Annotated in this window: 17 protein-coding genes and 3 pseudogenes; 9 read left to right on the top strand and 11 right to left on the bottom strand. The window is 61.9% G+C overall.

Annotated elements, in window-relative coordinates:
* The first annotated feature begins 12 nt into the window (after window positions 1-12).
* Window positions 13-1200, top strand: a complete 1188-nt coding sequence (locus tag AB4O25_RS05570; protein WP_460150627.1) for an MBOAT family O-acyltransferase — start codon at window positions 13-15, stop codon at window positions 1198-1200.
* A 409-nt stretch (window positions 1201-1609) separates the two neighbouring features.
* Here the strand turns inward: AB4O25_RS05570 and AB4O25_RS05565 are convergent, their stop codons facing one another.
* Together AB4O25_RS05565 and AB4O25_RS05560 are read right to left on the bottom strand one after the other, a co-directional pair.
* Window positions 1610-2131, bottom strand: a complete 522-nt coding sequence (locus AB4O25_RS05565) for a DUF2846 domain-containing protein (RefSeq protein WP_017530550.1) — start codon at window positions 2129-2131, stop codon at window positions 1610-1612.
* A gap of 65 nt (window positions 2132-2196) precedes the next feature.
* On the bottom strand, window positions 2197-2478 hold the full coding sequence (locus AB4O25_RS05560) for a hypothetical protein (RefSeq protein WP_460150626.1): 282 nt from the start codon (window positions 2476-2478) through the stop codon (window positions 2197-2199).
* Window positions 2479-2912: 434 nt separating this feature from the next.
* Between AB4O25_RS05560 and AB4O25_RS05555 the strand changes: the two are divergent.
* Window positions 2913-3098, top strand: a pseudogene (locus tag AB4O25_RS05555) (IS66 family transposase); the annotation flags it as partial.
* Between the two features lie 55 nt (window positions 3099-3153).
* Here AB4O25_RS05555 and AB4O25_RS05550 read toward each other — a convergent pair.
* The gene (locus tag AB4O25_RS05550; RefSeq protein ID WP_017530547.1) at window positions 3154-3411 is read right to left on the bottom strand and encodes a hypothetical protein; all 258 of its coding nucleotides are present in this window, start codon (window positions 3409-3411) and stop codon (window positions 3154-3156) included.
* 297 nt (window positions 3412-3708) lie between these two features.
* Between AB4O25_RS05550 and AB4O25_RS05545 the strand changes: the two genes are divergently transcribed.
* From AB4O25_RS05545 to AB4O25_RS05535, 3 genes are all read left to right on the top strand, one after another.
* Window positions 3709-4317: a LysE family translocator gene (locus tag AB4O25_RS05545; RefSeq protein WP_026067474.1), complete on the top strand. Its 609-nt coding sequence runs from the start codon at window positions 3709-3711 to the stop codon at window positions 4315-4317.
* A gap of 342 nt (window positions 4318-4659) precedes the next feature.
* Window positions 4660-5640: a GlxA family transcriptional regulator gene (locus AB4O25_RS05540; protein ID WP_032883602.1), complete on the top strand. Its 981-nt coding sequence runs from the start codon at window positions 4660-4662 to the stop codon at window positions 5638-5640.
* A gap of 49 nt (window positions 5641-5689) precedes the next feature.
* Window positions 5690-6619, top strand: a complete 930-nt coding sequence (locus AB4O25_RS05535) for an ADP-ribosylglycohydrolase family protein (RefSeq protein WP_460150625.1) — start codon at window positions 5690-5692, stop codon at window positions 6617-6619.
* A 25-nt stretch (window positions 6620-6644) separates the two neighbouring features.
* Here AB4O25_RS05535 and AB4O25_RS05530 read toward each other — a convergent pair.
* The 3 genes and pseudogenes from AB4O25_RS05530 to AB4O25_RS05520 form a co-directional block, all read right to left on the bottom strand.
* Window positions 6645-7891, bottom strand: a pseudogene (locus tag AB4O25_RS05530) (NAD(P)/FAD-dependent oxidoreductase).
* Window positions 7892-8028: 137 nt separating this feature from the next.
* Window positions 8029-8976 carry a dihydrodipicolinate synthase family protein gene (locus tag AB4O25_RS05525; protein WP_017530542.1) on the bottom strand — a complete coding sequence of 316 codons (948 nt, stop codon included), beginning with the start codon at window positions 8974-8976 and terminating at the stop codon, window positions 8029-8031.
* 32 nt (window positions 8977-9008) lie between these two features.
* Window positions 9009-9935: a 4-hydroxyproline epimerase gene (locus AB4O25_RS05520; protein ID WP_460150624.1), complete on the bottom strand. Its 927-nt coding sequence runs from the start codon at window positions 9933-9935 to the stop codon at window positions 9009-9011.
* Between the two features lie 196 nt (window positions 9936-10131).
* On the opposite strand from AB4O25_RS05520, the gene AB4O25_RS05515 reads away from it, so the two are divergent.
* On the top strand, window positions 10132-10911 hold the full coding sequence (locus AB4O25_RS05515) for an AraC family transcriptional regulator (RefSeq protein WP_217855047.1): 780 nt from the start codon (window positions 10132-10134) through the stop codon (window positions 10909-10911).
* A gap of 83 nt (window positions 10912-10994) precedes the next feature.
* Window positions 10995-13058: a maltose alpha-D-glucosyltransferase gene (treS, locus tag AB4O25_RS05510; protein ID WP_460150623.1), complete on the top strand. Its 2064-nt coding sequence runs from the start codon at window positions 10995-10997 to the stop codon at window positions 13056-13058.
* 64 nt (window positions 13059-13122) lie between these two features.
* Here the strand turns inward: treS and AB4O25_RS05505 are convergent, their stop codons facing one another.
* The 5 genes and pseudogenes from AB4O25_RS05505 to AB4O25_RS05485 all read right to left on the bottom strand — a co-directional run bounded on the left by AB4O25_RS05505 (window position 13123) and on the right by AB4O25_RS05485 (window position 20838).
* Window positions 13123-14352, bottom strand: coding sequence for an alginate lyase family protein (locus AB4O25_RS05505; protein ID WP_065879023.1), 1230 nt, complete (start codon window positions 14350-14352; stop codon window positions 13123-13125).
* Window positions 14349-17416: pseudogene (locus AB4O25_RS05500) on the bottom strand (efflux RND transporter permease subunit). The gene AB4O25_RS05505 and the pseudogene AB4O25_RS05500 overlap by 4 nt, the downstream one beginning before the upstream one ends.
* The gene (locus tag AB4O25_RS05495) at window positions 17413-18531 is read right to left on the bottom strand and encodes an efflux RND transporter periplasmic adaptor subunit (protein WP_460150622.1); all 1119 of its coding nucleotides are present in this window, start codon (window positions 18529-18531) and stop codon (window positions 17413-17415) included. The pseudogene AB4O25_RS05500 and the gene AB4O25_RS05495 overlap by 4 nt, the downstream one beginning before the upstream one ends.
* 16 nt (window positions 18532-18547) lie before the next feature.
* A complete protein-coding gene (locus tag AB4O25_RS05490) occupies window positions 18548-19360 on the bottom strand; it encodes a MipA/OmpV family protein (protein ID WP_137220115.1) in 813 nt (270 codons plus the stop codon).
* Window positions 19357-20838 carry an efflux transporter outer membrane subunit gene (locus AB4O25_RS05485; RefSeq protein ID WP_460150621.1) on the bottom strand — a complete coding sequence of 494 codons (1482 nt, stop codon included), beginning with the start codon at window positions 20836-20838 and terminating at the stop codon, window positions 19357-19359. Before AB4O25_RS05485 ends, AB4O25_RS05490 begins: the two co-directional genes overlap by 4 nt.
* 96 nt (window positions 20839-20934) lie before the next feature.
* Between AB4O25_RS05485 and AB4O25_RS05480 the strand changes: the two genes are divergently transcribed.
* Window positions 20935-21624, top strand: a complete 690-nt coding sequence (locus AB4O25_RS05480; RefSeq protein ID WP_017530533.1) for a response regulator — start codon at window positions 20935-20937, stop codon at window positions 21622-21624.
* A 5-nt stretch (window positions 21625-21629) separates the two neighbouring features.
* Window positions 21630-22805 (top strand): sensor histidine kinase, encoded by a 1176-nt coding sequence (locus AB4O25_RS05475; RefSeq protein ID WP_460150620.1) that lies wholly within the window; start codon window positions 21630-21632, stop codon window positions 22803-22805.
* Window positions 22806-22850: the final 45 nt, after the last annotated feature.

Below are 22850 nucleotides of genomic sequence, written 5' to 3'. Positions count from 1 at the left end.
GCGCGCGCCGCAATGCTGTTGTTTGTTCTTGCAGTTGTCGCGAACCTTGCGCCTCTAATATTCTTTAAATATTTAATATTCTTCGCGCAGGTAGTAAGCGATGCGACCGGTATTTCTGCGCTATCCGTAGTGGGCGGCTGGAATATTGCTCTGCCGCTTGGGATATCCTTTTACACGTTCCACTTTATTTCATACCTCGCTGATGTTTACCGTCGGCAAATTTCCCCTGAAAGAAGCCTGCAAAAGTTCGCTATTTACATATTCCTGTTCCCCCACCTTATCGCCGGTCCCGTGGTTCGATTCTCCGAGGTCAAACAGCAACTAGACGTAAAACGCCGGGCCCTGGTAAGCAGCGACATCTTTTGGGGTATGGTGATTTTTGTTATCGGCCTTGCAAAGAAGATTCTGATTGCCGATCCGTTAGGCTCTGTTGTTGATGCCGTGCATGCGCCAGGGCATGTGCTTACCACGTACTCGGCATGGCTGAGTGCATTCTGCTATTCCTTCCAGATCTACTTCGACTTTTCCGGATACACAGACATGGCCATAGGCATGGCCAGAATGATGGGGTTCCGCTTCCCTCGAAACTTCAACCGCCCTTACGCCGCTCACAGCGTCACCGAGTTCTGGCAGCGCTGGCACATGACGCTGTCACGTTGGTTCCGCGACTATGTCTACATCCCGCTGGGCGGGAACCGCACCACCTCATTCAAGACGTACCGCAACCTGTTCATTGTGTTTGGCCTGTGTGCGCTTTGGCACGGTGCTGCCTACACGTTTCTCATATGGGGCTTCGGGCATGGGCTCCTGATCGCCCTGGAGCGCGCTGGAGCCTTGAAAACTCACAAGTGGAAGATGGCCAGCCTGCCCGTGTTCATCTTCGCGACTCTGCTGTGGGTGCCGTTCAGAGCGGAAAGCGTGTCTCAGATGGGGTCGTTCTGGCGAGCTATGACAGGTCTGGATTCCACCATTCCTTTCTGGTCGGCGGCCGATATGGGGCTTGCTGATATCAAGGTAATTTTCCTGCTCACGCTTTCCTTTGTGATCTGCCTTGTTGGCGACAAGCTGTTTTATCGTTTGCGTGGGCGCAGCTTCAAGATGCCTGTCACAGCAGGCCTCTATGTGTTCGTGCTTTATGTACTATCGTGTATTTCAGTGGTGGAGCGCGGATTCAATCCATTCATCTACTTCAAGTTTTGACGGGAAGGTGTACGTCGGCAGGACGCCGGGAAGGGTGGGGACAATCCTGGGACACTGGATGTCCCATATATCCCTGCATGGATATACAGCATGAGTTGCACAAAGCCAGTAAATACGGGTACTTGAGTCTAAAGGCCCAATGAAATAGGGGCCGGTTAACGGACTGCAAATCCGCCTACGCCGGTTCGATTCCGACCTCGGCCTCCACTCTTAGAAACCCCGTAGATTAACGTCTACGGGGTTTTTTATTGTCTGGGATTTGGTCATCGCTTTCGCAACCCTGTCTTTTTTGTTTGGAAATTTGGGACGCCTTTATCGGAATGGCGCCCCTCGATTGGACGTAGCATTGTGCTCAAGAGTAAGGGGCTTGAGCATCCACTAACGTCCGATTCTGTTGAAAAAGTCGTAGTTACGGTGCAGTTCCCGGCAACTCCTGGCACCACTTGATGGAACGCAACGCTTCCTCGGCAGGCACAAGCGCGTAGCGCGAGTAAAACATTGCTCCACTGAAACGACGGCCGTCGACTTCACCCAAGGTCTGCCCATCCGTGAAGTCGACGGTGCTGAGTTGATCGGCGATGTAATACACCTTTCCATTTTCGACGGTGATATCGAAACGCTTGTTAACCATACCGCTGATGATGGGGGGCGAGGTGGAGGCGACGCTGTGCTTGCCGGCGGGAATGCCGGCCTTGAAAAAACTACCGGAAGGCAAGCTGCCGATGGCGCGGCCATCGACCTGAATGGTCGGGGCCACCCCATTACCGATGCTGGCCGAGGTGCGATAGAAGTACACCGTGGCCTCATCCGCACGGGGTTCAGCCGGTGATGTGAAGAACGGTTGGCCTTTGAGGTCCGGACCGCCGATGCAGCCGGTCAGTGAGGCCAGGGCGGCGAACAGGCCGACCCAGAGTAGCGTACAGCGCTTCATGGCATGAAATTCCTTGAACGTGGATCAATGGGCGTCGGGTTCGATGACTGTCACCGTTACCGGATTCAGATCTTGCACAGCCCTTTACCGAAGTCAGTGGCATCAGAACTCGGCCAAGGCGCAAAACCGCTCTTCGGCGTCAGATTCACGATGTTGCGGTCCTTGAGCATCGGGTACTTGCGCTTGAGCGCCTGCACCGTGTCCTCGGCGTTGTTCACGTTGGACAGGCAAAAGCGCAGGGCATCGGCGCGCAGATCGCCGATATAGAGGGTTTCCCGGCCTTCACCGAGAAAACCGCAGGCACAGGGCGCGGCATCGATTTTCCGGCGTAATACACGTAATGCCACTGCGTGTACTCATACTCTCCAGGCGGCACTTCATACATGAAGTAATGGCCCAGCACAGAGGGTGATGGCTGATCATCTTCATTGCCCAGCGTCGTCAGCCGTATTGCGGTACCGGGTGCTCCCTGTTGGTCGATTTCAACCACCAGCCCATGGGGCTGCATCATCGGAAAGCTCTCACCAATCGCACCCATGATGATCGCCTTACTCGGGTCCGGTGCGTGCTTACCGTCGTAGCGTGATGTAGCGCACCCGGACAGGAGGGTTGCGCAGAGCGCGACCGCGCCCCAGACGAGATGTTTACTGCTGACTTTCCCTAGCATTGGTCTTTTTTCCGATCAGTAATCTTGCAGTTCGTAGATCCCAGCTGAGCGAACCGAAAACGCGCAAACACAGTTCCACGTTGCCGGCTCGTCCGGTCCTATTGCCCAGCAAGAAAAGCCGTGCCGGTAATGGATAGGTCGCATGCCTGGATGATCGCCCAGCGTGATGCCGTGCCCGAAGGTTCGGTTATCAGCAGGGCGCTCGATAATAGCTTGAAACACTGGCCAGCGCTGTCCCGCCACCTCGATAACGGCGCCGTCCCCATTGACAACAACTGGGCTGGGAACCAGATCCACCCCGTAGATTAACCTCTACGGGTTTTTTTATGGCTCATCGAAAATGGCCGGTCATGGATCAACCATCCCCCTCAGACCGGATGATGCGCTGAGATTTGGCTTCAGCCGCGTACCGATCAAGCTTTTCCTGTTGAGCCGTCAGCAGCGCACATATCTTCGCCAGGGTCGCTGCCGTTGACGGCGGGCTGCCCGCAGTCGGCATCGCTGTCAGCTCTACCACCGCCCATCCGACAATCGCCGCCGCATCTTCCAGATCGTAAAACAACGCCTGTTGCGCGGTTCTGGGGCCGTCGAGGCCTTGTATCAACTTTTTCATCTACGGCTCCGCTGGGGATGTTCAGGCCATTGGCCGCTGGGGAGGGGCACGGCGGTGCGTGCTTTTAGCCTGCGATTAATCCGGGCAAAGAAAAGCCCGCGTTGGGGAGCGCGGGCTAAAGGGGATGTTCACTAGAAGCTGGGTTCACCCTAGGCGCTCGTCTGTGAAAGCTTCGTGAAAGCCTCGCAATTATTTGAACGAGAAGTGTATGGCTGGATTCGACCCTGGCTGTACGGGGCATCGGGCGGCTTAACCCACTACTGTCGCAGGCCTCTCACAGCGTTTGGGTGCCGCCTCATGTTCATGTCTACCAGCCTGCTCTCAGCCTTCGTGCTGTTCGCCTTCGTGTCTTCGATCACGCCCGGCCCCAATAACACCATGCTGTTGGCTTCGGGGGTCAACTTCGGGTTCCGCCGCTCGATGCCTCATGCGCTGGGGATCAGTATCGGGTTCATGCTGCTGGTGATTTCGGTCGGCCTGGGGTTGGGAGAAGTGTTCAAGGTGTTCCCTTGGGCCTATACGCTGTTGCGCTACGTCGGCGCGGCGTATCTGCTTTACCTGGCGTGGAAGATCGCCACGGCGGGGGCGCTGTCCGACAGCCACGATGAACACGCAAAACCCATGACGTTCCTGGGCGCGGCTGCGTTCCAGTGGGTGAACCCCAAGGCCTGGATCATGGCGTTGGGAGCGATTACCACCTATACGCCCGCTGAGGGCTATGTCACCAACGTGCTGGTTATCGCCCTGGTTTTTGCCGTGGTGAACCTGCCCAGTGTGTGCGTGTGGGCAGGCTGTGGCAGCGGCTTGCGCAATGTGCTGAGCGAACCGCGCCGGCTAAGGGTGTTCAATGGGGCGATGGCCGGGTTGCTGGTGTTGTCGCTGTATCCGATGGTGTTTGCCAACTAACGGTCAGACCGGCGAGATGGTCGCCAGCAAGCCGATGCCGATGGTCAACACCAAAAAGCCGAACAGGAATATTGCCATCTTGGTCATACGGCCTCCGAAGGGGAAGGAAGGGGGGATGTGGCCATTGTCCACCCGCGCGGCATTTCGATACAGGCGCAGATAACAACTAAAAAACCATATCAGATGCGCTTCCCACCGTTCTGCTGCGGGCTTTGGCCGGTTGTGCGTTTGTCGAGATCAGGGCGTGAGACAGCCAATGCATTTGCCCCTAAGATGACGCCCATCGCATCAACAATAAAAGTGGGCCAACCCTCGATGGAAAGACGTCAATTCAGCGGTGGCATGAAGGGCAAGAACCTGCGCTACCTCAATGAAACCTCGCAGCCGGCGTCGGTCAGCCGCGTGGGCTTCCTGTTGCTCGAACACTTTTCCCTGCCGGCCTTTACCCAGACCCTCGACACGCTGGTCACCGCCAACCTGCTGCGCCCCGAGCTTTTCGCCTCGCGCACCTACGGTTGCGACGAGGGTGAAGTGATCAGCGACCTGGGCCTGGTCATTCGCCCCGATGCACGCCTGGATGCCGATGCGCTGCATGAAGTGGACTTGCTGGTGATCTGTGGCGGGTTCCGCACCGAACTCAAGGCCGGCGAAGGCTTCATCCAACTGCTGCGCAGCGCTGCCGAACAGGGTATCCACCTGGCGGGGTTGTGGAACGGCGCCTGGTTCCTCGGCCGCGCCGGGCTGTTGCAGGATTACCGCTGCGCCATCCACCCGGAACACCGTCCGGCATTGGCCGAAGTGTCCAAGGCCACCCATGTGACCAGCGAACCCTACGTGATCGACCGCGACCGCCTGACCGCTTCAAGCCCTTCCGGTGCGTTCCATATGGCGCTGGACTGGATCAAGGGTCTGCACGGTAAAGCCCTCGTCGAAGGCATCGAAGATATCCTGGCCTTCGAAGAATCGCGCTACCGGCGCATCAAACCCACCGAAAACGTCAGTGTCAGCGCGCCCCTGCGTGAAGTGGTGAAATTGATGGATTCCAACCTTGAGGAACCCCTGGAGCTGGACCAACTGGCCGTCTACGCCGGTCGCTCGCGCCGCCAGTTGGAGCGCTTGTTCAAGGAGCAACTGGGCACCACGCCGCAGCGCTACTACATGGAGTTACGCGTCACCGAGGCCCGCCGGTTGTTGCAGCACACCGAGCTCTCGCAGGTGGAAGTGCTGGTGGCGTGCGGGTTCGTGTCGCCGAGTCATTTCAGCAAGTGCTATAGCTCGTACTTCGGATATCGCCCCTCCAAAGAGAAGCGGTTGGTCAAGTAAAGTGCTGGTTGATCCATGCACTCCAGCATGGCCTTTTCAAGGAAGACACATGTCTCTTACGCTTTCGGATCGTTATCGCGGCTGCCTGCTGGGCCTGGCCTGCGGCGATGCAGTCGGTACCACCGTCGAGTTCATGCCTCGTGGCACATTCACTCCGCTTACCGATATGGTCGGAGGAGGGCCGTTCAACCTCAAGCCCGGCCAGTGGACGGACGACACCTCGATGGCGCTGTGCCTGGCGGAAAGTCTGCTGCACAAAAAAGGTTTTGACCCGCGGGACCAGATGGGCCGCTACCTGAATTGGTGGAAGTGGGGATACCTGAGTTCCACCGGCGATTGCTTTGATATCGGCATGACGGTTCGCCAGGCGCTGGCGACATTTGAGACCACCGGCGACCCGTTTGCAGGCTCAACGGACCCGCGTTCGGCCGGTAATGGTTCGATGATGCGTCTGGCCCCCGTCGTGTTGTTTTACTTTCCAGACCCGGTAAATATTCGTGCCTACACCCTCCAGAGTTCGCGAACTACCCACGCGGCGCAAGAGGCGCTTGAGTGCTGCCTGGTACTTGCGCAGGCGATCAGCAACGCGCTGCGCGGCGAGCCAAAGGATGACGTGTTGCGCTTATCCAGCGCAGGATTGTCCGCGCCCAAAGTCATCGCCATAGCGCATGGCGAATATCGCAGCAAGTCGACAACCGAGATCACTGGAACAGGGTATGCAGTCGCGTCCTTGGAGGCAGCGCTGTGGTGTTTCCACCACACTGACAGTTTTGCCGAGGCAGTGCTCGGCGCGGCAAACCTTGGGGATGACGCCGATACCACTGCGGCAATCGTGGGGCAATTGGCGGGCGCTTACTACGGTGTTCAAGCTATCCCTGCTGATTGGACAAACAAACTGTGGCTGCAGGATGAAATCGAGGGCATTGCTGACGCGCTATTGAGCGCGTCCGCGCACCCTGGGCAAGCGCCCACGCTTTAAGGCGTCGCGCGCAGGCCCACCTCTTTCAAAACCGATCCAGCCGATACGGCCCTGGCGCCGGCACATCTGTTTGCCCAACGTCGGCACACGCCAGTTGCCCTATCATTTCTGCCGTCACCGCCGCCTGCGTCAACCCCAAGTGCTGATGACCGAATGCGAGCAGTACTTTTGCGTCACACACCCGGTCAATGACCGGCAGCGAGTCCGGCAGGGATGGCCGAAACCCCATCCACGGCGTTGCGTTCCGCACATTCAATTCCTCACGAAACAACCCCTGGCTCAACCGATGCAACTGCCAGGCGCGGGCCATGTTCGGCGGGCGCTCCAAGCCGGCGAATTCCACCGTGCCGGCCAGGCGCAGGCCGCCGGTCATGGGGGTCATGATGAATTTGCGTTCTAGCGAGGTGACGGCAAACGGCAGCCGCTGGTGCTCGTGGGGCAGCATCAAGTGATAGCCGCGCTCGGTGTCCAGCGGGATTTTTTTGCCGGTGAGGCAGGCGGTGAGTCGGGCCGAGTGGGCGCCGCAGGCGATGAGTACCTGGCGTGCGGTGAGAGTGCCCTGGTCGGTCGTCAACACCACGCCATCAGCGTCAACCCTTGCATCGCGCACCTGACGCGTGACGAATTGCACGCCGCTGGCCTTGGCCGCTTCCACCAGTTCGCATAGCACGTGGTAAGGGTCGACAAAATGCCCCGTCGCGGGAAAAACAGCCCGCCCAGGACCTGCTCGCTTAACTGCGGCACGGCCTTGCGAATGGCCTCGGCGGGCCAGAAGTCCACCGCCACATGTTGTTGGCGCATTCGTTGTTGCAAGGCGTCGAGGGCGGGACGCGAGTCGGCCCGTTCGTACACCAGCAGCGAGCCCTCTTCGCGCAACAGTTCAGAACGATGGATGCTGGCCAGCAAACGCTGCCAGGCGCCGAGGCTGCCTTCGTTCAACGCGCGAATACCCACTACGGTGCGCTGGTATTGCGTCGCACGCAGGTTCAGCAACAGCCGCACAAACCAGGGCAGGGCGCGAGGCAGGTATTTCCAGTCCAGGCGCAAAGGGCCCATGGGGTCGGTGAGCATGGCGGGCAAGCGCTTGAGGATCGACAGGTCGGCGATGGGAAACACCTGTTCCGTCGCCAGGTGGCCGGCGTTGCCATAGGAGGCGCCTCTGCCGGGCGCCTGCGCGTCGAGCACCATCACCCGCCGACCTTGGCGCGCCACCTGCAAGGCACAGGCAACCCCGATAATACCGGCGCCGACCACGACGAAATCTTCGGCCATGGCCTATACCTCTCTCTGGCCGTCGCGATGGCCGCAGAGCAAGTGCCGACCGCTCAACAGCGTGCCTGTCAAAGTCATGAGAGCGTCCTGGAAAAACACAGTTGGCCGCAGTGAACAGCACAGCGGCGCCTAAACAATCAGCCGACGTTCTGTTCCGCCGACCAGTTGGCGTACCACTGGCGGAACAGCGCGTACTGGGTTTCGGCATAGCGGCGCTGGGCGTCGCTGAGCACGTCGGTTGCATTGAAATGCAAGTCGTAGCCGGTGTCGCCGTTGAGCACCATCAAGTGTTTGTAATACAGCACCAGGTCACCGCCTTCATCGAAGGACGACAAGACCGCCAACGCGGCCTCCAGCTCATGCGCCTGGCGCCGGGCCGTGGCATCGCCCCTGGCCGCCTGTTTGCTCAGGGCCACCAGTTGCAGCACTTCCCGTGGCAGCGCGTTGCCGATGCCGGTGATTGCGCCGGTGGCGTTGCAGTTGACGAAGCCGTGTACCACCTGGGTGTCGACGCCGACCATCAGGGTCACGTTATCGTCCTGGGAGGTGATGTGTTCGGCGGCGTATCGCAGGTCGGCGCCGCCGCCGAACTCTTTGAAGCCGATCAGGTTGGGGTGTTCGCGACGCAGCTCGAAGAACAGATCGGCGCGGGTGGCGAAGCCGTAGTACGGGCTGTTGTAGATCACGGCCGGCAGCTTGGGCGCGGCTTTGAGGATCGCCGAGAAGTGGGCCTTTTGCGCGGTTGCAGAGGCGCCCCGGGACAGCACGCGCGGAATCACCATCAGGCCGTGTGCGCCAACCTTGGCGGCGTGGGCCGCATGGGCCTGCGCTTCACGGCTGTTCACCGCGCCGGTGCCGACGATGGTCGGCACCCCGGCCGCCACCAGACGCGCCACGCCTTCCTGGCGCTGGGCCTCGGTGAGCAACGGCCAGTCGCCCATGGAACCGCAATACACCACGGCGTTCATGCCGATATCGACCAACTCGCGGCCCTTGGCGACCAGTGCGTCGAAGTCCGGTTGGCGCGCGGTGGTGCACGGGGTCATCAGCGCGGGGATACAACCGGTGAAGATGTTATCGCTCATGGTTCCAGCTCCGTTCAATCAAAGGAGGGGGCTCAGATGCCCCAGGCAAAAGGGTCTTGCTCGTCGATCAGCAGGGTGCTGTCGGCGGTCATGTAGGCGCGGCCGGTAATCAGGGGAATGACGCGCTCGCCCGCCCACTCAAACCGGCCTTCGAATTGGCTGCCGGTGATGCTGGCCTGTCTCCAGGTCTGCCCTTCGACGAGCTTGCCGTCGGCGGCCAGGCACGCCAGTTTGGCGCTGGTGCCGGTGCCGCACGGCGAGCGGTCGTAGGCTTTGCCGGGGCACATCACGAAGTTGCGGCTGTCGGCGTGGGCGTCGTCGGCGAACAGTTCGATATGGTCGATCAGCGCGCCGTCCGCGCCACCGATGCCCTGATCTTCCAGGGCCTTGAGCATCGCCCAGGTGTAATCAGTGAGGGCGTCGACGTTGCTCATCTCCAGCGCCTTGCCGTGCTCGGACACCAGGAAGAACCAGTTCCCGCCCCAGGCGATATCGCCATGGACCGTGCCATGCCCCGGCACCCGCACCGGCACCTGTTGGCGATAGCGATAGGCGGGCACATTGCGCAGGGTCACGCTGCCATCTTCGTGCAAAGTGGCCGCCACCGGGCCCACCGGGGTGTCGATGCCGTGTACGCCCGGCTGGATGCGTCCCAGGTGGTACAACGACGCGATCAGGCCGATAGTGCCGTGGCCGCACATGCCGAGGTAACCGGCGTTGTTGAAGAAAATCACCCCACAGGTTGCCTCCGGCGTCACCGGCGCGCAGTACAACGCGCCGACCAGTACCTCGTTGCCACGCGGTTCGAGCAGGCAGGCGCGGCGCCATTGGTCGTGTTCGGTGCGCAGGTTGTCGAGCTGCTCGGCGAGCGTGGCGCCCCTGAGCGCGGGGAAACCGTCCATCACCAGGCGCGTGGGCTCGCCGCCGGTGTGGGAGTCGATCACATGCAGTCGCTTCATAACGGGCTCCAGACGGTGGGTAGCGGGACGCTGGCCAGGCGGCAGTGGTCCTATCCTGAACGGGCGGGCGGTGGCGCGATTGATGTTTTTTGCTGACATCGATGACGAATTCAGCACAGTGCGCATCGCTCGACAGCACCGCCATGCATCGGGCAATCTGCTACGCGTCTAGGCGATCAGCAGGGGCTACACAGTGATGATGCACAGCGCATTTGCCGGCCTTTGCCAAGGCAGCGAGACGAGCCGCCCGCACGACATCCAGCAGTTGGTGGCCGGCGTGGCGCAGTTGCTGCCGATGCTGGATGCGATCCCCAACGCCGCCATTTTCATCAAGGACACACACGCGCGTTACGTCCTCGCCAACCGCACCCTGGTGCAACGCTGCGGCCTCAAGCAGTTGCAGCCGCTGCTGGGCAAGACCAGCGCTGACGTGTTCCCGGCGCCGCTGGGCCCGGGTTATACCGAGCAGGACCGGCGCGTGCTGCAGCAAGGTTTGGTGCTCGAAGACCAGTTGGAACTGCACCTCTACGGCACACGGGAACCCGGCTGGTGCCTGACCCGCAAATGGCCGTTATACAACCACCAAGGCCACATCATCGGCTTGGCCGGGATTTCCGTAGACCTGCAATCGGCCAGCGAAACCCACCCCGCGTATCAACGCCTGGCGGCGGTGGACGAGCACATCCGCATGCATTTCAACCGTCGCGTCACCCTCGGCGAACTGACGCGCATCGCCGGTATTTCAGTGGCGCAACTGGAGCGTTACTGCAAGCGCGTGTTCCACCTCACCCCCCGGCAAATGATCCAGAAGGTCCGGCTGGACCATGCCCATCGCTTGCTGCACGGCGACCTGCCGATTACCGAGGTGGCGCTGCAGTGCGGGTATACCGACCACAGCGCGTTTACCCGGCAGTTCAAGGCCTCGACCGGGTTTACTCCGCGTCAGTATCGCCAGGCGACGCAGGGTTTGGCTTAGCAGAGCCATAACAATGCAACGAATGGCCCGCGTACCCCTCATATGTCTACGAGCGATTTTTTACAACGACAGGGACCAAGCTTATGACCGCGGCTGACAACAACCATGTGAACTGGCTGGTGGAACAATCGATGCTGCACGCAGCCCGCCAGCGCGCCAAGCTCTACTCCGGGCAAGGCAGGTTGTGGCAACAGCCCTTTGCGCAGACGCGACCGCGCGACGCTTCGGCGTTGTCCTCGGTGTGGTTTACCGCGTACCCGGCGTCGATTGTGACCCGCGAGGGCGGCACGGTGCTGGAGGCGCTGGGGGACGAAACGCTGTGGCACACCCTGTCGAAAATCGGTATCCAGGGCATTCATAATGGCCCGCTGAAAAAGTCCGGTGGCCTCAACGGCACACTGCATACGCCGACCATCGACGGCAATTTCGACCGCATCAGCTTCGAGATCGACCCGCAAATGGGCACCGAGGCGCAGTTGCAGGCGCTGACGCGCATGGCGGCGGCGCACAACGCGGTGATCATTGACGATGTGATTCCGTCCCACACCGGTAAGGGCGCGGACTTCCGCCTGGCCGAGATGGCGTACGAAGACTACCCCGGTCTTTACCATATGGTAGAAATCCGTGAGGAAGACTGGCACCTGCTGCCCGACGTGGCCGAAGGCCGCGACGCGCAGAACCTCAGCCCCTTGCAGGTGGACGCGCTGCGCGACAAGCACTACATCGTCGGCCAGTTGCAGCGGGTGATCTTCTTCGAGCCGGGCGTCAAGGAAACCGATTGGAGCGCAACCCAGGTGGTGATCGGCGTGGATGGAAAACCGCGACGCTGGGTGTATCTGCATTACTTCAAGGAAGGCCAGCCGTCGCTCAATTGGCTGGACCCCACGTTTGCCGCGCAGCAAATGATCATCGGCGACGCACTGCACGCCATCGACGTGATGGGTGCGAAGATCCTGCGCCTGGATGCCAACGGGTTTCTCGGCGTGGAGCGCAAGCTCGATGGCACGGCCTGGTCAGAGAGCCATCCATTGTCGATCACCGGGAACCAGTTGCTCGGCGGGGCTATTCGCAAGGCGGGCGGCTTCAGCTTCCAGGAGTTGAACCTCACGGTGGATGACATCGCCTCGATGTCCCATGGCGGTGCCGACCTGTCCTATGACTTCATCACCCGGCCTGCCTACCAACATGCGCTGCTGATGGGTGATGCGGAGTTCCTGCGCTTGATGCTGCGCGAGATGCATCGCCAGGGTATCGACCCCGGCTCGCTGATCCATGCGTTGCAGAACCACGACGAGCTGACCCTGGAACTGGTGCACTTTTGGACACTGCACGCCCATGACAGCTTCCTGTACCAGGGGCAGACCTTCCCCGGCAACATTCTGCGCGAGCACATCCGCGAGCAGATGTATGAACGCCTGACCGGCGAACATGCGCCGTACAACCTCAAGTTCGTGACCAACGGCGTGTCCTGCACCACGGCCAGCATCATCACCGCGGCGCTGGGTATTCGCGACCTGGAGGCGATTACCCCGGCGGACATTCAACAGATCCGCCAGATCCACCTGCTGCTGGTGATGTACAACGCCATGCAGCCGGGGGTGTTTGCCTTGTCCGGCTGGGACCTGGTAGGGGCATTGCCACTGGCGGCGGCGGACGTTGCGCATTTGATGCAGGACGGCGACACCCGCTGGATTCATCGCGGCGCCTATGACCTGGTGGACCTTAACCCCGACGCACACTTATCCGCCGGGCAGATGCCACGCGCCAAAAGCCTGTACGGCAGCCTGAACAGCCAGTTGCAGGACCCCGAGTCGTTTGCCGCGCAACTGCAAAAAATCCTCGCGGTGCGCCGCGCTTACGACATCGCCGCCAGCCGCCAGGTGCTGGTGCCGGATGTGCAAAACCCCGCCCTGTTGATCATGGTCCATGAACTGCCGGCCGGCAGAGGCACGCAAATCACCGCGCTGAATTTCGGCGCCACGCCGATCACCGAAACCGTGAACCTGCCGGATATTGCAGCGGGGATGGTGGTGGACATTATCAACGAGCGGGTGGAAGGGGACCTGACTGCGCAGGGGGAATTCACTATCACGCTGGATGCCTATGAAGGGCTGGCGTTGCGGGTGGTGAGCAATTCGCCGATCTGATAGTCACCGCCTTCCAACGGTGGGAACGGGGCCTTAGCCGACGCATGGGGCAGTTGATGCATCGCTACGGCACCAGTTCAGCGTTTGACAGGCCGTACTCCCCCAGCGAATAGAGCAAGGTCCCGTACCCCAGTTGGTCGTAGCCACCGCTGTTGGGACCATAATCCCCGCCACCGCCTTCCACCTGGGCTTTGTTCGCGAAGGCCTTCACGTTCGGTGCGCTGAGGCCTTCAAGCACCCCGTAGTGGTTGTAGAGCAGCTCCCAGATCGGACGGATTTCGCCTCGATGCTCGGCCGAGATGGTCGTCTGCTTGAACGCGCTGTTGGTGAAGGTGGTGAATGGCACATCCTGGCCCAGGTTGTATTTGGCCACGTATTCGGCGCCTTGCAGCACGCGGTTGTTCTGGTAACCGAACAGGTCATCGCCCTGGTTCCAGGCCATTTGGCAGAAGCTACCGAGCAAGGCGATGTCGAGCAGTGTGTGCGCCTGGTCGCGCCCGCTTTCCTGGACCTGGCCCAGGCCATTGCCGTAGAGCTTCCAGACCACGTGTTCAATGGAACCGTTGCCGGCGCCATGTTTGAAATAATTGACCGCTTCATCATAGATATCGCGACGGTCGGTCAGTACGCCGATGGCCAGCATCGCGTTCATATTGGCCAGGTCCCAGTTGGCCCAATAGTGGTCGACCAACGCGTTATTGTGATGCGCCAGGAAATCATGGTTCATCGGGTAGAAGACCGTGAGCATCATGCGCTGGAACTGCTGTAAGTCCGCCGCCTTCCACTTTGGATAACCGCGCAGTATTTCGGCGGCATTGGCGAGCTGGTATCCGTACAAACCGGCGGCGAGAAATCGGTCCGAAGTGCCCTCAATGGCGGTGAGGGTGGTGGACCACTGGTTCAACAAAGCGACGGCTTTGTCGGCATACGCAGGGTCGCCCGACAGCTGCCAGCGCAGGGCCAAGGCGTACGCGGCGGCTGCGTCGTTGAATAACCTGGCGTAGTTCTCCGGATGTTGGCCATCCGCGCCCCGGTACACCACCGCGACGGGGCTCGGGTTCCAGGCCAGCGATGCATGCCGGTTGGCGATCAATTTTTGCCAGCCGGCCAGCCACGGCTGGTTATGGTTGGCCAGTTTTTCGCGGATGCGCAGGAAGTCTTGCTGGGTCTGCAACAGGCCTGGGTGGACGAACGCGGAGGCTTGAGCACCGAGACTCAGCGAAAGCGCGCCGAGCAGCACGGCCCCGCGGGTTGTGCGCTTGAGGTTGCGCGTTGCCTTCAACGAAAAAATCATGCTGTGCTCGCCTTGATATGTGAGTGTTTACGCGGTGTAAACAGCAATACGTACAGCACCGGGATCAGCCCCAGCGTGACCAATGTGCCGAGCGCCAGGCCGCCCATCAGGGTGATCGCCATGCCTTCCCACAGCGGCCCGGCAAACAGCATCAGCGGCACCAGCCCGATGATGCAGGTCAGTTTGGTCATGACGATGGGGCGCAGGCGCTTTACGGCGGCGTTCACCACCGCCTCGTAAACCGGCAGGCCCTCGTGGAGTTCGGCCTCGATACGTTCCAGCAACAGCACGGCGTTGTTCACGATAATCCCTGCCAGTGACAGCAGGCCGAACGTGGCCATGAACCCGAACGGGTAACCAGTGATCAGCAGCGCAACTGCCACGCCGATCAGGACGAAGGGGATGGCGGAAACCACAATCAGCAACTTGCGAAACGAATTGAATTGCCAGACAAACAGCAACAGCATGGCGACCAGCGCGTGGGGCAGGTATTGCAGCAACGCCTGGTTGGCGTCCGCCGAGTCCTCGATCTCGCCGCCCAGTTCAATGCGATAGCCCGGCGGCAGCGCCAGTGCCGCCACCTGCGGCGCGAGTTGCTCGACGATGGACGTCGCCGTCAACGACGGGTTATGCCCGACCACGGTAATGGCGCGTTCCTGATTGCGCCGCATCAGCGTCGAGGGTTCGCTGGCCGCGACGATGCGGGCAACGGCCGCCAACGGCACGGGGGGCGAGCCGTCGGCCGGGTAGACCAGGATGCCGCGCAGATCGGGGGAGGCCTCGGTTGTCGTCGCAGGCTCGCGCACCACCAGCGGGACGCGGGTTTGTTTATCCTGCAATGCCGAAACCTGAATGCCGCCGAAGTGCAGTTGCAAGGCCTGGCCGATGGCTTGGGTGTCGACACCGGCGCGGCGCGCACTCTGCTGATCGACCTCGACGGTATAACGCGTCAGGCGAATGCTCCAGTCGTTGCGCACATCCAACGTGCCCGGCACTTCACGCAGGGCCTTTTCGATCTGGCCGGCCAGGCTGCGCAGTACCTGTTCGTCCGGGCCCAGCACACGATAGATCGCCACACCGGCCTCAGTGGTGCCCAGGGAAAAACGCTTGGGCTCGGCGCGCAGTTCCGGGTGTTGCTTGAGCAGATAGCGGCGGGTATTGGCGATCACCGCATCGATATCCGTACCGGGCTTGACGCTGACGGTGAAGTACGCGGTTTCCGGTGCGGGCAAAGGCGGGTTGAGGCCCAGCACGATTCGTGGCCCGCCGTCGCCGACATAGCCGATGCTGTCGGCTACCTGGGGCTCCTTGCTCAGCCACAGGCTGATCTCGCGCACGCTTTGCAAGGTCTTGAGCGAGCCGCTGCCGGGTTCCAGGCTGATGGGTACCTGGAACTGCAAGCGGTCCGATTGAGGCAGAAAGTCATAGGGCACGCGCATCAGTTCGAAGATCGCGGCGGCGAGTAACACCAGCATCGCCATCAGAAACAGTGCTTTGTGTTGCAACACGCGGCCGATGACCGCGCGGTAGCCTCGGTAAAAACCGCTGTCGTAACTGTCTTCCGACGCCTCGTGGCGCGCAGCCTTGGCGAAATACAGGCACAGCAGCGGCGTGACGGTGATACTCAACAGCCACGAGCCGAGCAGCGTCAACGCCAGTACGACCGCCAGTGAACGCAGGTATTCATTGGTGCTGGTCTGGCCGAGGAAGAACGGCGAGAACGCCAGCACGATCACCAACGACGAGGTCAACAGCGGAATCGCCAGGGTGCGCCCGGCGTCTTCGCAGGCCTGGCGACGGTCCTCACCGGCGTGGAGCCGGCGCTCGATGTCCTCGGCGATCACAATGCCGTTGTCCACCAGCAAGCCGAGCGCGAGGATAATCGCGGCAATCGACACGGTTTGCAGCTCGACCCCGAGCATGCGCATCGCAAGCAGCGTACCGAGGATGGTCAGCGGCACAATCGCGCCGACCACCAGCCCGGTGCGCCAGCCCAGAAACAGCATGACTACGGCCATGACGATGACCACCGTCTCGATCATCACGTGTTTCATCTTGGCCATCTGCTGGTCGACCACATCGGCCTGGAACGTCACCATATGGGCCGTGAAACCCAACGGCAGCTGCTGTTCCAGCTCGGCCAAGCGCTTGCGCAAGGCCATGCCGAATTGGTGCACGTTCTGTCCTGGCGCCATGGACACCGCCAGCACCACCGCGTCCTGGCCTTGATAGATCGCGGCGCTCTGGGGCGGGTCGGCAGCCATCACCGAGATCTGCGCGATGGCGCCGAGGGCCACCGATTGCGCGATGCCGTTGGCGCCGGGCAGTTGGATCGGCAATTGGCGCAGTTGCTCCACGCTGAGCACTTCGCCGGTCACGGTGAGGGTGGTGATCTGCCCGCCAATATCGGCAATACCGCCGGGCGCCAACACGTTCTGTTGCTGCACTTGCTGGAACAGCTGCTGCGGGGACAAACCCAGCCCCGCCAGGCGTTGCGGGTTGAAATCGATCGAGAGTTGCTGGTCCTGCACGCCGTGCAACGTCACCTGGCCGATGCCGGGCAACCCGCCCAATTGGTCGCGCAGGCGTTTCAACGGCCCGCGCATTTCGCTCATGCTGTAGCCGGGCGCGGTGACCGCAATGGAGGCGACGGCGACGCGTCCGAAATTATCATCGACAAAGGCCCCTGGGTGCCAGGTGGAAATCCGGCGCCGGCCTCGGCGACTTTATTGCGTACCTGCTGCCACAGCACGCCCAGGTCCTTGATTTCATCGCGGGCCGTCACCTGGATAATCACGCTGCCGGGGTGGACGGTAGTCACGATGTTTTTGATCTGCGACAGCTCGCGCAGTTTTTCTTCGGTAGGCCGGGCCAGCAACTCTTCGGCGCGTTCGCTGGGCAGGCCGGGGAATTGGATACTCACCAGTGCATCGCGGATCGTCACCGAGGGCTCTTCCTGGGTCGGGAAACTCAGGAATGTGGCCACGCCTGCGAGCAGGATCAGCAAGGCGGTGAATAACGTCAGGCGGCTCGCGCCCAGGGCGTGACGGGTCAGGTTGATCATTCGGGTGTGCTCAGACGGCTGGAGGGCGAGAGCAGGTTGACGGGCTGGCCGTCGGTGAGGAACGCGACGCCGGTGACGACCACTTGCTCGCCGTCCTTGAGGCCGTTGTCGATGGCGACACGGCCCTGGTCGATCAGGCCGATCCTGATCTCACGCAGGGCGACCTTGCCCTGGGCCGGGTCATAGACGAACACCTGCACCTGGCTGGCGTCGCCGCCCATGCGCAGCGCCTGGGTCGGAATCGACAGCGCGAGCGCGGCAGGGGTCGCCAATCGCACGTTGAGGTTCACGCCGCTGGGCAGCGCCAGGTCGCGGGCGTCCAGGCGAAAACGCGCGCTTTGCAACATGCCGTTCTGCGCGCGTGTCGACAGGCCCTCCAGCACCAGCGGCAGGGTCGATCCGGGCGCGGCCGGGTCGTTGGCGACGGCGTGGTCGCCAGGCTTGAGGCCGGCGGCCTGTTCCACCGGGACTTGCACGATGACCTGCAACGCGCCGCTGGCTTCCAATTCCATCACCACTTGGCCGGGCGATAACTCGCTGTACAACTGCGCGGGTCGTGCCACGACGCGACCGTCAAACGGCGCGATCAACTGGCCCTGGCGTTGGTCGCGTCGCACCAGGTCCAGGGCCGCTTCATCGGCGGCCTGCTGCGCTACGGCGGCCTGCCACGCGGCTTCGGCTTGCTCCACCGCGCTGGCCGCGACGCTGCCCTGGGCATACAGCAGTTGCTGGCGCACCTTGTTACGCTTGCGCTCGGCGGTTTGCGCCACGCTGGCGAACAAGGCCGCCTGCGCTTGTTTCAGGCGCAACCGCACGGCCGCCGTATCGAGGCTCGCCAGCACCTGGCCTTGTTTTACGCTATCGCCGATGTCGACATTCAACGCCACCAATCGGCCCGCGCCTTCGAAGGCCAAGACCGCGCGCTGGCGTTGGCGCACCACACCGGTCAACGGCGCGGCGTCGGCGCCGTAGGCGCGCACGCTGGCGACTTTCACCGACCTTATGGCCGGCTCCGGCGCCGCCTCCTCGCGCGAACAGGCCACCACCATCAGGCAGGCAACGCCGAGCACCAGGGGGCGGCCCCAAGAACGGAACAACTGAGCAAAACCCTGCATGCCTGGCGCCTCGTTATCAGAAGGTGTAGTTGATGGCGAACATGCCCAGGCCGGCGCCTTCACGCTTGACCAGTGGGCTGTTACGGGCCTGGTCGGCGTACTGGGTCAGCGTCAGGCTGGCCAGCGTCGACCAGTGCGCGTCCAGGCTGTGCTGCCAGTTCAAGGCGGCGGAATAGGCGTAGATCCCGGCATCGGCGTTGTATCTGCCGTAGAGCGAACGCTGGCTCTGTGCCTGTGTGACGCCGAAGAAGGTCTGGTTGTAGCGGCCATCGCCGGCATGGGCGTCGATGTCCAGGGCCAGGGTGTCGCTGTCTGTGTGAAACAGCACGCCTTCGAGGCCAAAGCGGTAGCGGTTGCCACGGTGCTCGCCGGCCATGCGCAGTTCCGCTTCGCCGCTCACCGAGAGCCAGTCAAGCAGCTGCTGGCTGAGGGTGAAGTCGGCGACGGTGGCGCCGCCGATATCGCCCATGCCTTTGAGCTCGCGGTCGCCGGGGCGGCTGGTGCTGTCCTTTTCCTTACGGCCCAGGTCGTAGTTGATTGCCGCGCTGGCGCTAAAGCCGCTGTCGGATTGAAATTGCAGGCCCACCCCACGGGTGGTGTCGGCGAACAGCACGCCACGCTGGATGCTGAACATCGGCAGCACCAGTGAGCGGTAGCGGTCGGCGCCCATGTAGCGCGGCGCGACGCCCATGCCAAGGCCCAAAGTTGCGGTGGTCTTGTCGGCTGCGGGGCTGGCGTCGGCGGCCTGCGCCTGGGGCACGAGGGCGCAGGCCATCAGGGCGGCGGCGCCCCAGAGCACGGTACGGGTAGGGGCAGTGGTCAATGTCATGGTGAAACCCTTTCTTTGGATGAAAACAATGGTGCGCCGGACAGCGCGCGATACAGCGCCAGGCGGTTGAACAACACCTGGTAGTTGGCCTTGCGTAACTCGATGGCCGATTCAGTCAGGCGAATGGCAGCGGCCAGGTGCTGCGAACGCGCAGCCGCGCCGGCGGCAATCTGCTGGTCGACACGCTTGGCCTTTAATGCCGTCGAAGCGGCCAGGTCGATGTGTATGGTGGCGTCGGCCAATGCTTGTTGGCGTTGGCTCAACAGGTCGGCGATTTCGCGGAAGGCGTCCTGCACGGTCTTTTCGTATTGGGCGACAGCCGACTGTTGGCGCGCAGTGGCCAGGTCAAGATTGGCTCGGTTGCGGCCGCCGTCGAACAGCGGCAGGTTCAGTTGCGGCGTGAACAGCCAGGCGCCGCTGCCGGATGAAAACAGGTTGCTCAAGCGCGGGCTGGCGATGCCCGCGCCGGTGCTCAAGGTGATAGAGGGGAAGAACGCCGCCCGCGCGGCGCCGATGTTGGCGTTGGCGGCGCGCAGGGCTTGTTCGCACTGGCGCACATCGAAGCGCTGTAATAGTCGTTGGGACGAGAGTTCGATCAGCCACGGCGGGGTATCCAAATCAATTACAGGGTCTGTCGTGGCAGCGATCGAAGGCGTGGCCTGATAGCCAGTCACCCATGTCAGCGCCTGCTGTGCGCTGGCGTGGTCGGCGCTTGCATCCTGCCATTGCTGGGTGGCGCGCCGAACCTCCATGCGCTGGGTGTCGACCGTGTCCTGGGCGACGAGGCCTTCTTTTTGCTGACCGTCGAGTACGCTCAGCAGCAGGTTTTGGTCGTTAAGAATGGACTGCGTGTCGACCCGGACGCCTGCTTGTAAGCGTTCCTGCAAATACAGGCGCGCCACTTCAACGATCAGCGCCTTGCGCGCGGCCAGGGCACCGTAGCGCGTGGCCAGGTAGTCATGTTGCGCCGCTTCGGAGAGGCTGCGCACCCGGCCGAAAAAATCCAGCTCGAAGTCCGAGATACCCACGGAGGCCACCGCGATGTCCTGTCCATAACGTTCGTCGGCAGCCTTGTCGTGCAAGTGCTGGCGGTTGCGTTGCAGCCCCAGCGCCACGGTGGGCAGGCGATCGGCGTGGGAAATGCCGTACTGGGCGCGAGCTTGCTCCACACGCAGCGATGCAAGGCGCAGGTCGCGGTTATACGTCAGGGCTTGTTCCACCCGATGCGGCAACTGCGCCGATGAATCCAGACCGGCCAGCAGCTGTTTCTCGTCCTCGGCAAGCGCCTCTGTGTCGTTGGCCTTGGAGGAGGGCGCGCCTACCGCAGGGTTGCCCAGCAGCGTTTGCGGCACGGGCAGCGGGGGTGCCTGGTACTCAGGCGCCAGTGAGCAGCCGGCCAACAGGGCAACCAACAGCAAAACCGCGCCGTGGCGTTCAGGCAGCTTGATAGGCTTGGACAGCGATGCGGTGGTCGGCATAGGATCGGTTCGCGAAAGTCGGCGTAGGGCAATACTGGCAGCGGACTTTCAATAAACCGTTCGTGAATTATCAAGGTTTCATCAAGAGGCTTCTTTGTGTCAGGAAAACGTATCCTCATCGTCGAAGACGACGCCGACAGCGCCAACATTCTCGAAGCGTATCTGCGCCGGGACGGCTTCGAGGTGGCCCTGGCCGAAGACGGCCAACGCGGTCTGGACCTGCACAAAAGCTGGCGGCCCGACCTGATCCTGCTCGACGTGATGCTGCCGCGCCTGAGTGGCACCGAGGTGTTGTCCGCCGTGCGTCGCGGCAGTGACACGCCGGTGATCATGGTGACGGCCATGGGCGACGAGCCGGAAAAACTCGGCGCGTTGCGCTATGGCGCCGACGACTATGTGGTCAAGCCCTACAGCCCGCGCGAGGTGGTGGCGCGGGTGCATGCGGTGTTGCGGCGTAGCGCGGGCAGCCAACCGGTGGAACAGGTGCTGCGCTATGAAAACCTGCGAGTCGACCTGCTCGCGTTCACCGCCGCCATTGAGCACCGCGATGCGCCACCGCAGTGGCTGGAACTGACACCGACCGAATTCAAGTTGCTGGCGACGTTGCTCAAGACCCCGTCCAAAGCCTTCACCCGCGATGAATTGCTGGAAATCTGCCTGCCGGAAAGCGAGGCCCTGGCCCGCGTCGTCGATGCCCACGTGCACAACCTGCGGCGCAAGCTCGAAACCCATGGTATCGCCGGAGTACTGGTGACGGTGCGCTCCATTGGCTATCGGTTCAGGTGAGCAACATGCTGGAAAAATCACGGGCCAACGATAAACCTCTGTGGCGCTGGGTCGGCATGCGTATGAGCCTGTTGGCCATCGGCGCGGTGGTGGTGATCGCCGTTTGCATGTGGATCAACTTCAGGCTGTCGGACCAGTATTTTTTGCAGCGCCTGCCGCCGGCGGCGCGCGAGGAGTTGCTGCAGTTGCGCGCCGAGCCGCAGCTCAATGAGACACGCTTGCGCCAACTGGTGGCCGAGTACTATCCGGTGGAGTTCTTCCAGCCGGATATGGCCAACCGTGACTGGCTGATCCTGGCTTGCCTGGTGCTGGCCGCTATCCCGATCATCATTCTCTGCGGTTTGTGGTTTTCGCGGCCCTTGTCCAGCCAGTTCTCGGCGATTGCCCAGGGCGCACGGCGGGTCGCCGGCGGTGATTTCCTGACGCGCCTGCCGGTTCACCACGACGCACCCGACGAGCTGCAACGCCTGATCAGCGACTTCAACAGCATGACCACCCAACTGGAACGTTATGAGCGCGATGTGCGTGAGTCCAGCGCGGTCATCGCCCACGAACTGCGCACACCGTTGAATGCCGCGATGGGGCGCGTGCAGGGCATGCTCGACGAGGTATTCCCCAGCGATGCCACGCAGTTGGGCATGGTCAAGCGCCAGCTCGATCAACTGCGTAAATTGGTGGACGACCTGCACCTGCTGTCGATGGCCAGGGCAGGGCAACTGGTGCTGGAGCGCAGCGATTTTCCCCTGGCGGCGTTGGTGAGCGAACGACTGGCCTGGTTCCAGCCGCAATTGGACGAGGCCGGTGTGCAGGCACGGGTCAGTATCGAGGACGGGGTTCGTATCCATGCCGATCGTGATCGCCTGGGTCAGGTGCTGAATATCCTGATCGACAACCTGCTGCGCTATGCGGCGGCGGGCGGCGAATTGAACATCATGGCGCGCCAGGTCGAAGACCGCGTCGTGATTGAGATGGGTGACCGAGGGCCGGGCATCGAAGCACAACACCTGGACAGCGTATTTGACCGCTTCTGGCGGGCGGAGCGCTCCAGGGCACGTTATTCGGGGGGCAGCGGGCTGGGCTTGTCCATCGCCCGTGCGATTCGCCAGGCCCATGGCGGCACTATCGCTGCCAGCAATCGTGCCCAGGGCGGCACCTTGATCAGGGCGCAATTTCCGTTGTAGTTCGGCGCAGCAGGTGCGTGAGGACGTCTTGGGATCATGGCGTTA

It is taken from the genome of Pseudomonas sp. S3_A03 (assembly GCF_054668275.1).
Note: the sequence above shows the minus strand (reverse complement) of the source record. Positions and strands in the feature narration are given on the sequence as shown.

Excerpts from the sequence above, each read along its gene's own strand:
- AB4O25_RS05540 (WP_032883602.1), top strand. The coding sequence starts at position 4,660 with ATGAAGGGCAAGAACCTGCGCTACCTCAATGAAACCTCGCAGCCGGCG.
- AB4O25_RS05475 (WP_460150620.1), top strand. The coding sequence starts at position 21,630 with ATGCTGGAAAAATCACGGGCCAACGATAAACCTCTGTGGCGCTGGGTC.
- AB4O25_RS05515 (WP_217855047.1), top strand. The coding sequence starts at position 10,132 with ATGATGCACAGCGCATTTGCCGGCCTTTGCCAAGGCAGCGAGACGAGC.
- AB4O25_RS05490 (WP_137220115.1), bottom strand. The coding sequence starts at position 19,360 with ATGACATTGACCACTGCCCCTACCCGTACCGTGCTCTGGGGCGCCGCC.
- AB4O25_RS05550 (WP_017530547.1), bottom strand. The coding sequence starts at position 3,411 with ATGAAAAAGTTGATACAAGGCCTCGACGGCCCCAGAACCGCGCAACAG.
- AB4O25_RS05520 (WP_460150624.1), bottom strand. The coding sequence starts at position 9,935 with ATGAAGCGACTGCATGTGATCGACTCCCACACCGGCGGCGAGCCCACG.
- treS (WP_460150623.1), top strand. The coding sequence starts at position 10,995 with ATGACCGCGGCTGACAACAACCATGTGAACTGGCTGGTGGAACAATCG.
- AB4O25_RS05525 (WP_017530542.1), bottom strand. The coding sequence starts at position 8,976 with ATGAGCGATAACATCTTCACCGGTTGTATCCCCGCGCTGATGACCCCG.
- AB4O25_RS05485 (WP_460150621.1), bottom strand. The coding sequence starts at position 20,838 with ATGCCGACCACCGCATCGCTGTCCAAGCCTATCAAGCTGCCTGAACGC.
- AB4O25_RS05570 (WP_460150627.1), top strand. The coding sequence starts at position 13 with ATGCTGTTGTTTGTTCTTGCAGTTGTCGCGAACCTTGCGCCTCTAATA.
- AB4O25_RS05505 (WP_065879023.1), bottom strand. The coding sequence starts at position 14,352 with ATGATTTTTTCGTTGAAGGCAACGCGCAACCTCAAGCGCACAACCCGC.
- AB4O25_RS05545 (WP_026067474.1), top strand. The coding sequence starts at position 3,709 with ATGTTCATGTCTACCAGCCTGCTCTCAGCCTTCGTGCTGTTCGCCTTC.
- AB4O25_RS05565 (WP_017530550.1), bottom strand. The coding sequence starts at position 2,131 with ATGAAGCGCTGTACGCTACTCTGGGTCGGCCTGTTCGCCGCCCTGGCC.
- AB4O25_RS05535 (WP_460150625.1), top strand. The coding sequence starts at position 5,690 with ATGTCTCTTACGCTTTCGGATCGTTATCGCGGCTGCCTGCTGGGCCTG.
- AB4O25_RS05495 (WP_460150622.1), bottom strand. The coding sequence starts at position 18,531 with ATGCAGGGTTTTGCTCAGTTGTTCCGTTCTTGGGGCCGCCCCCTGGTG.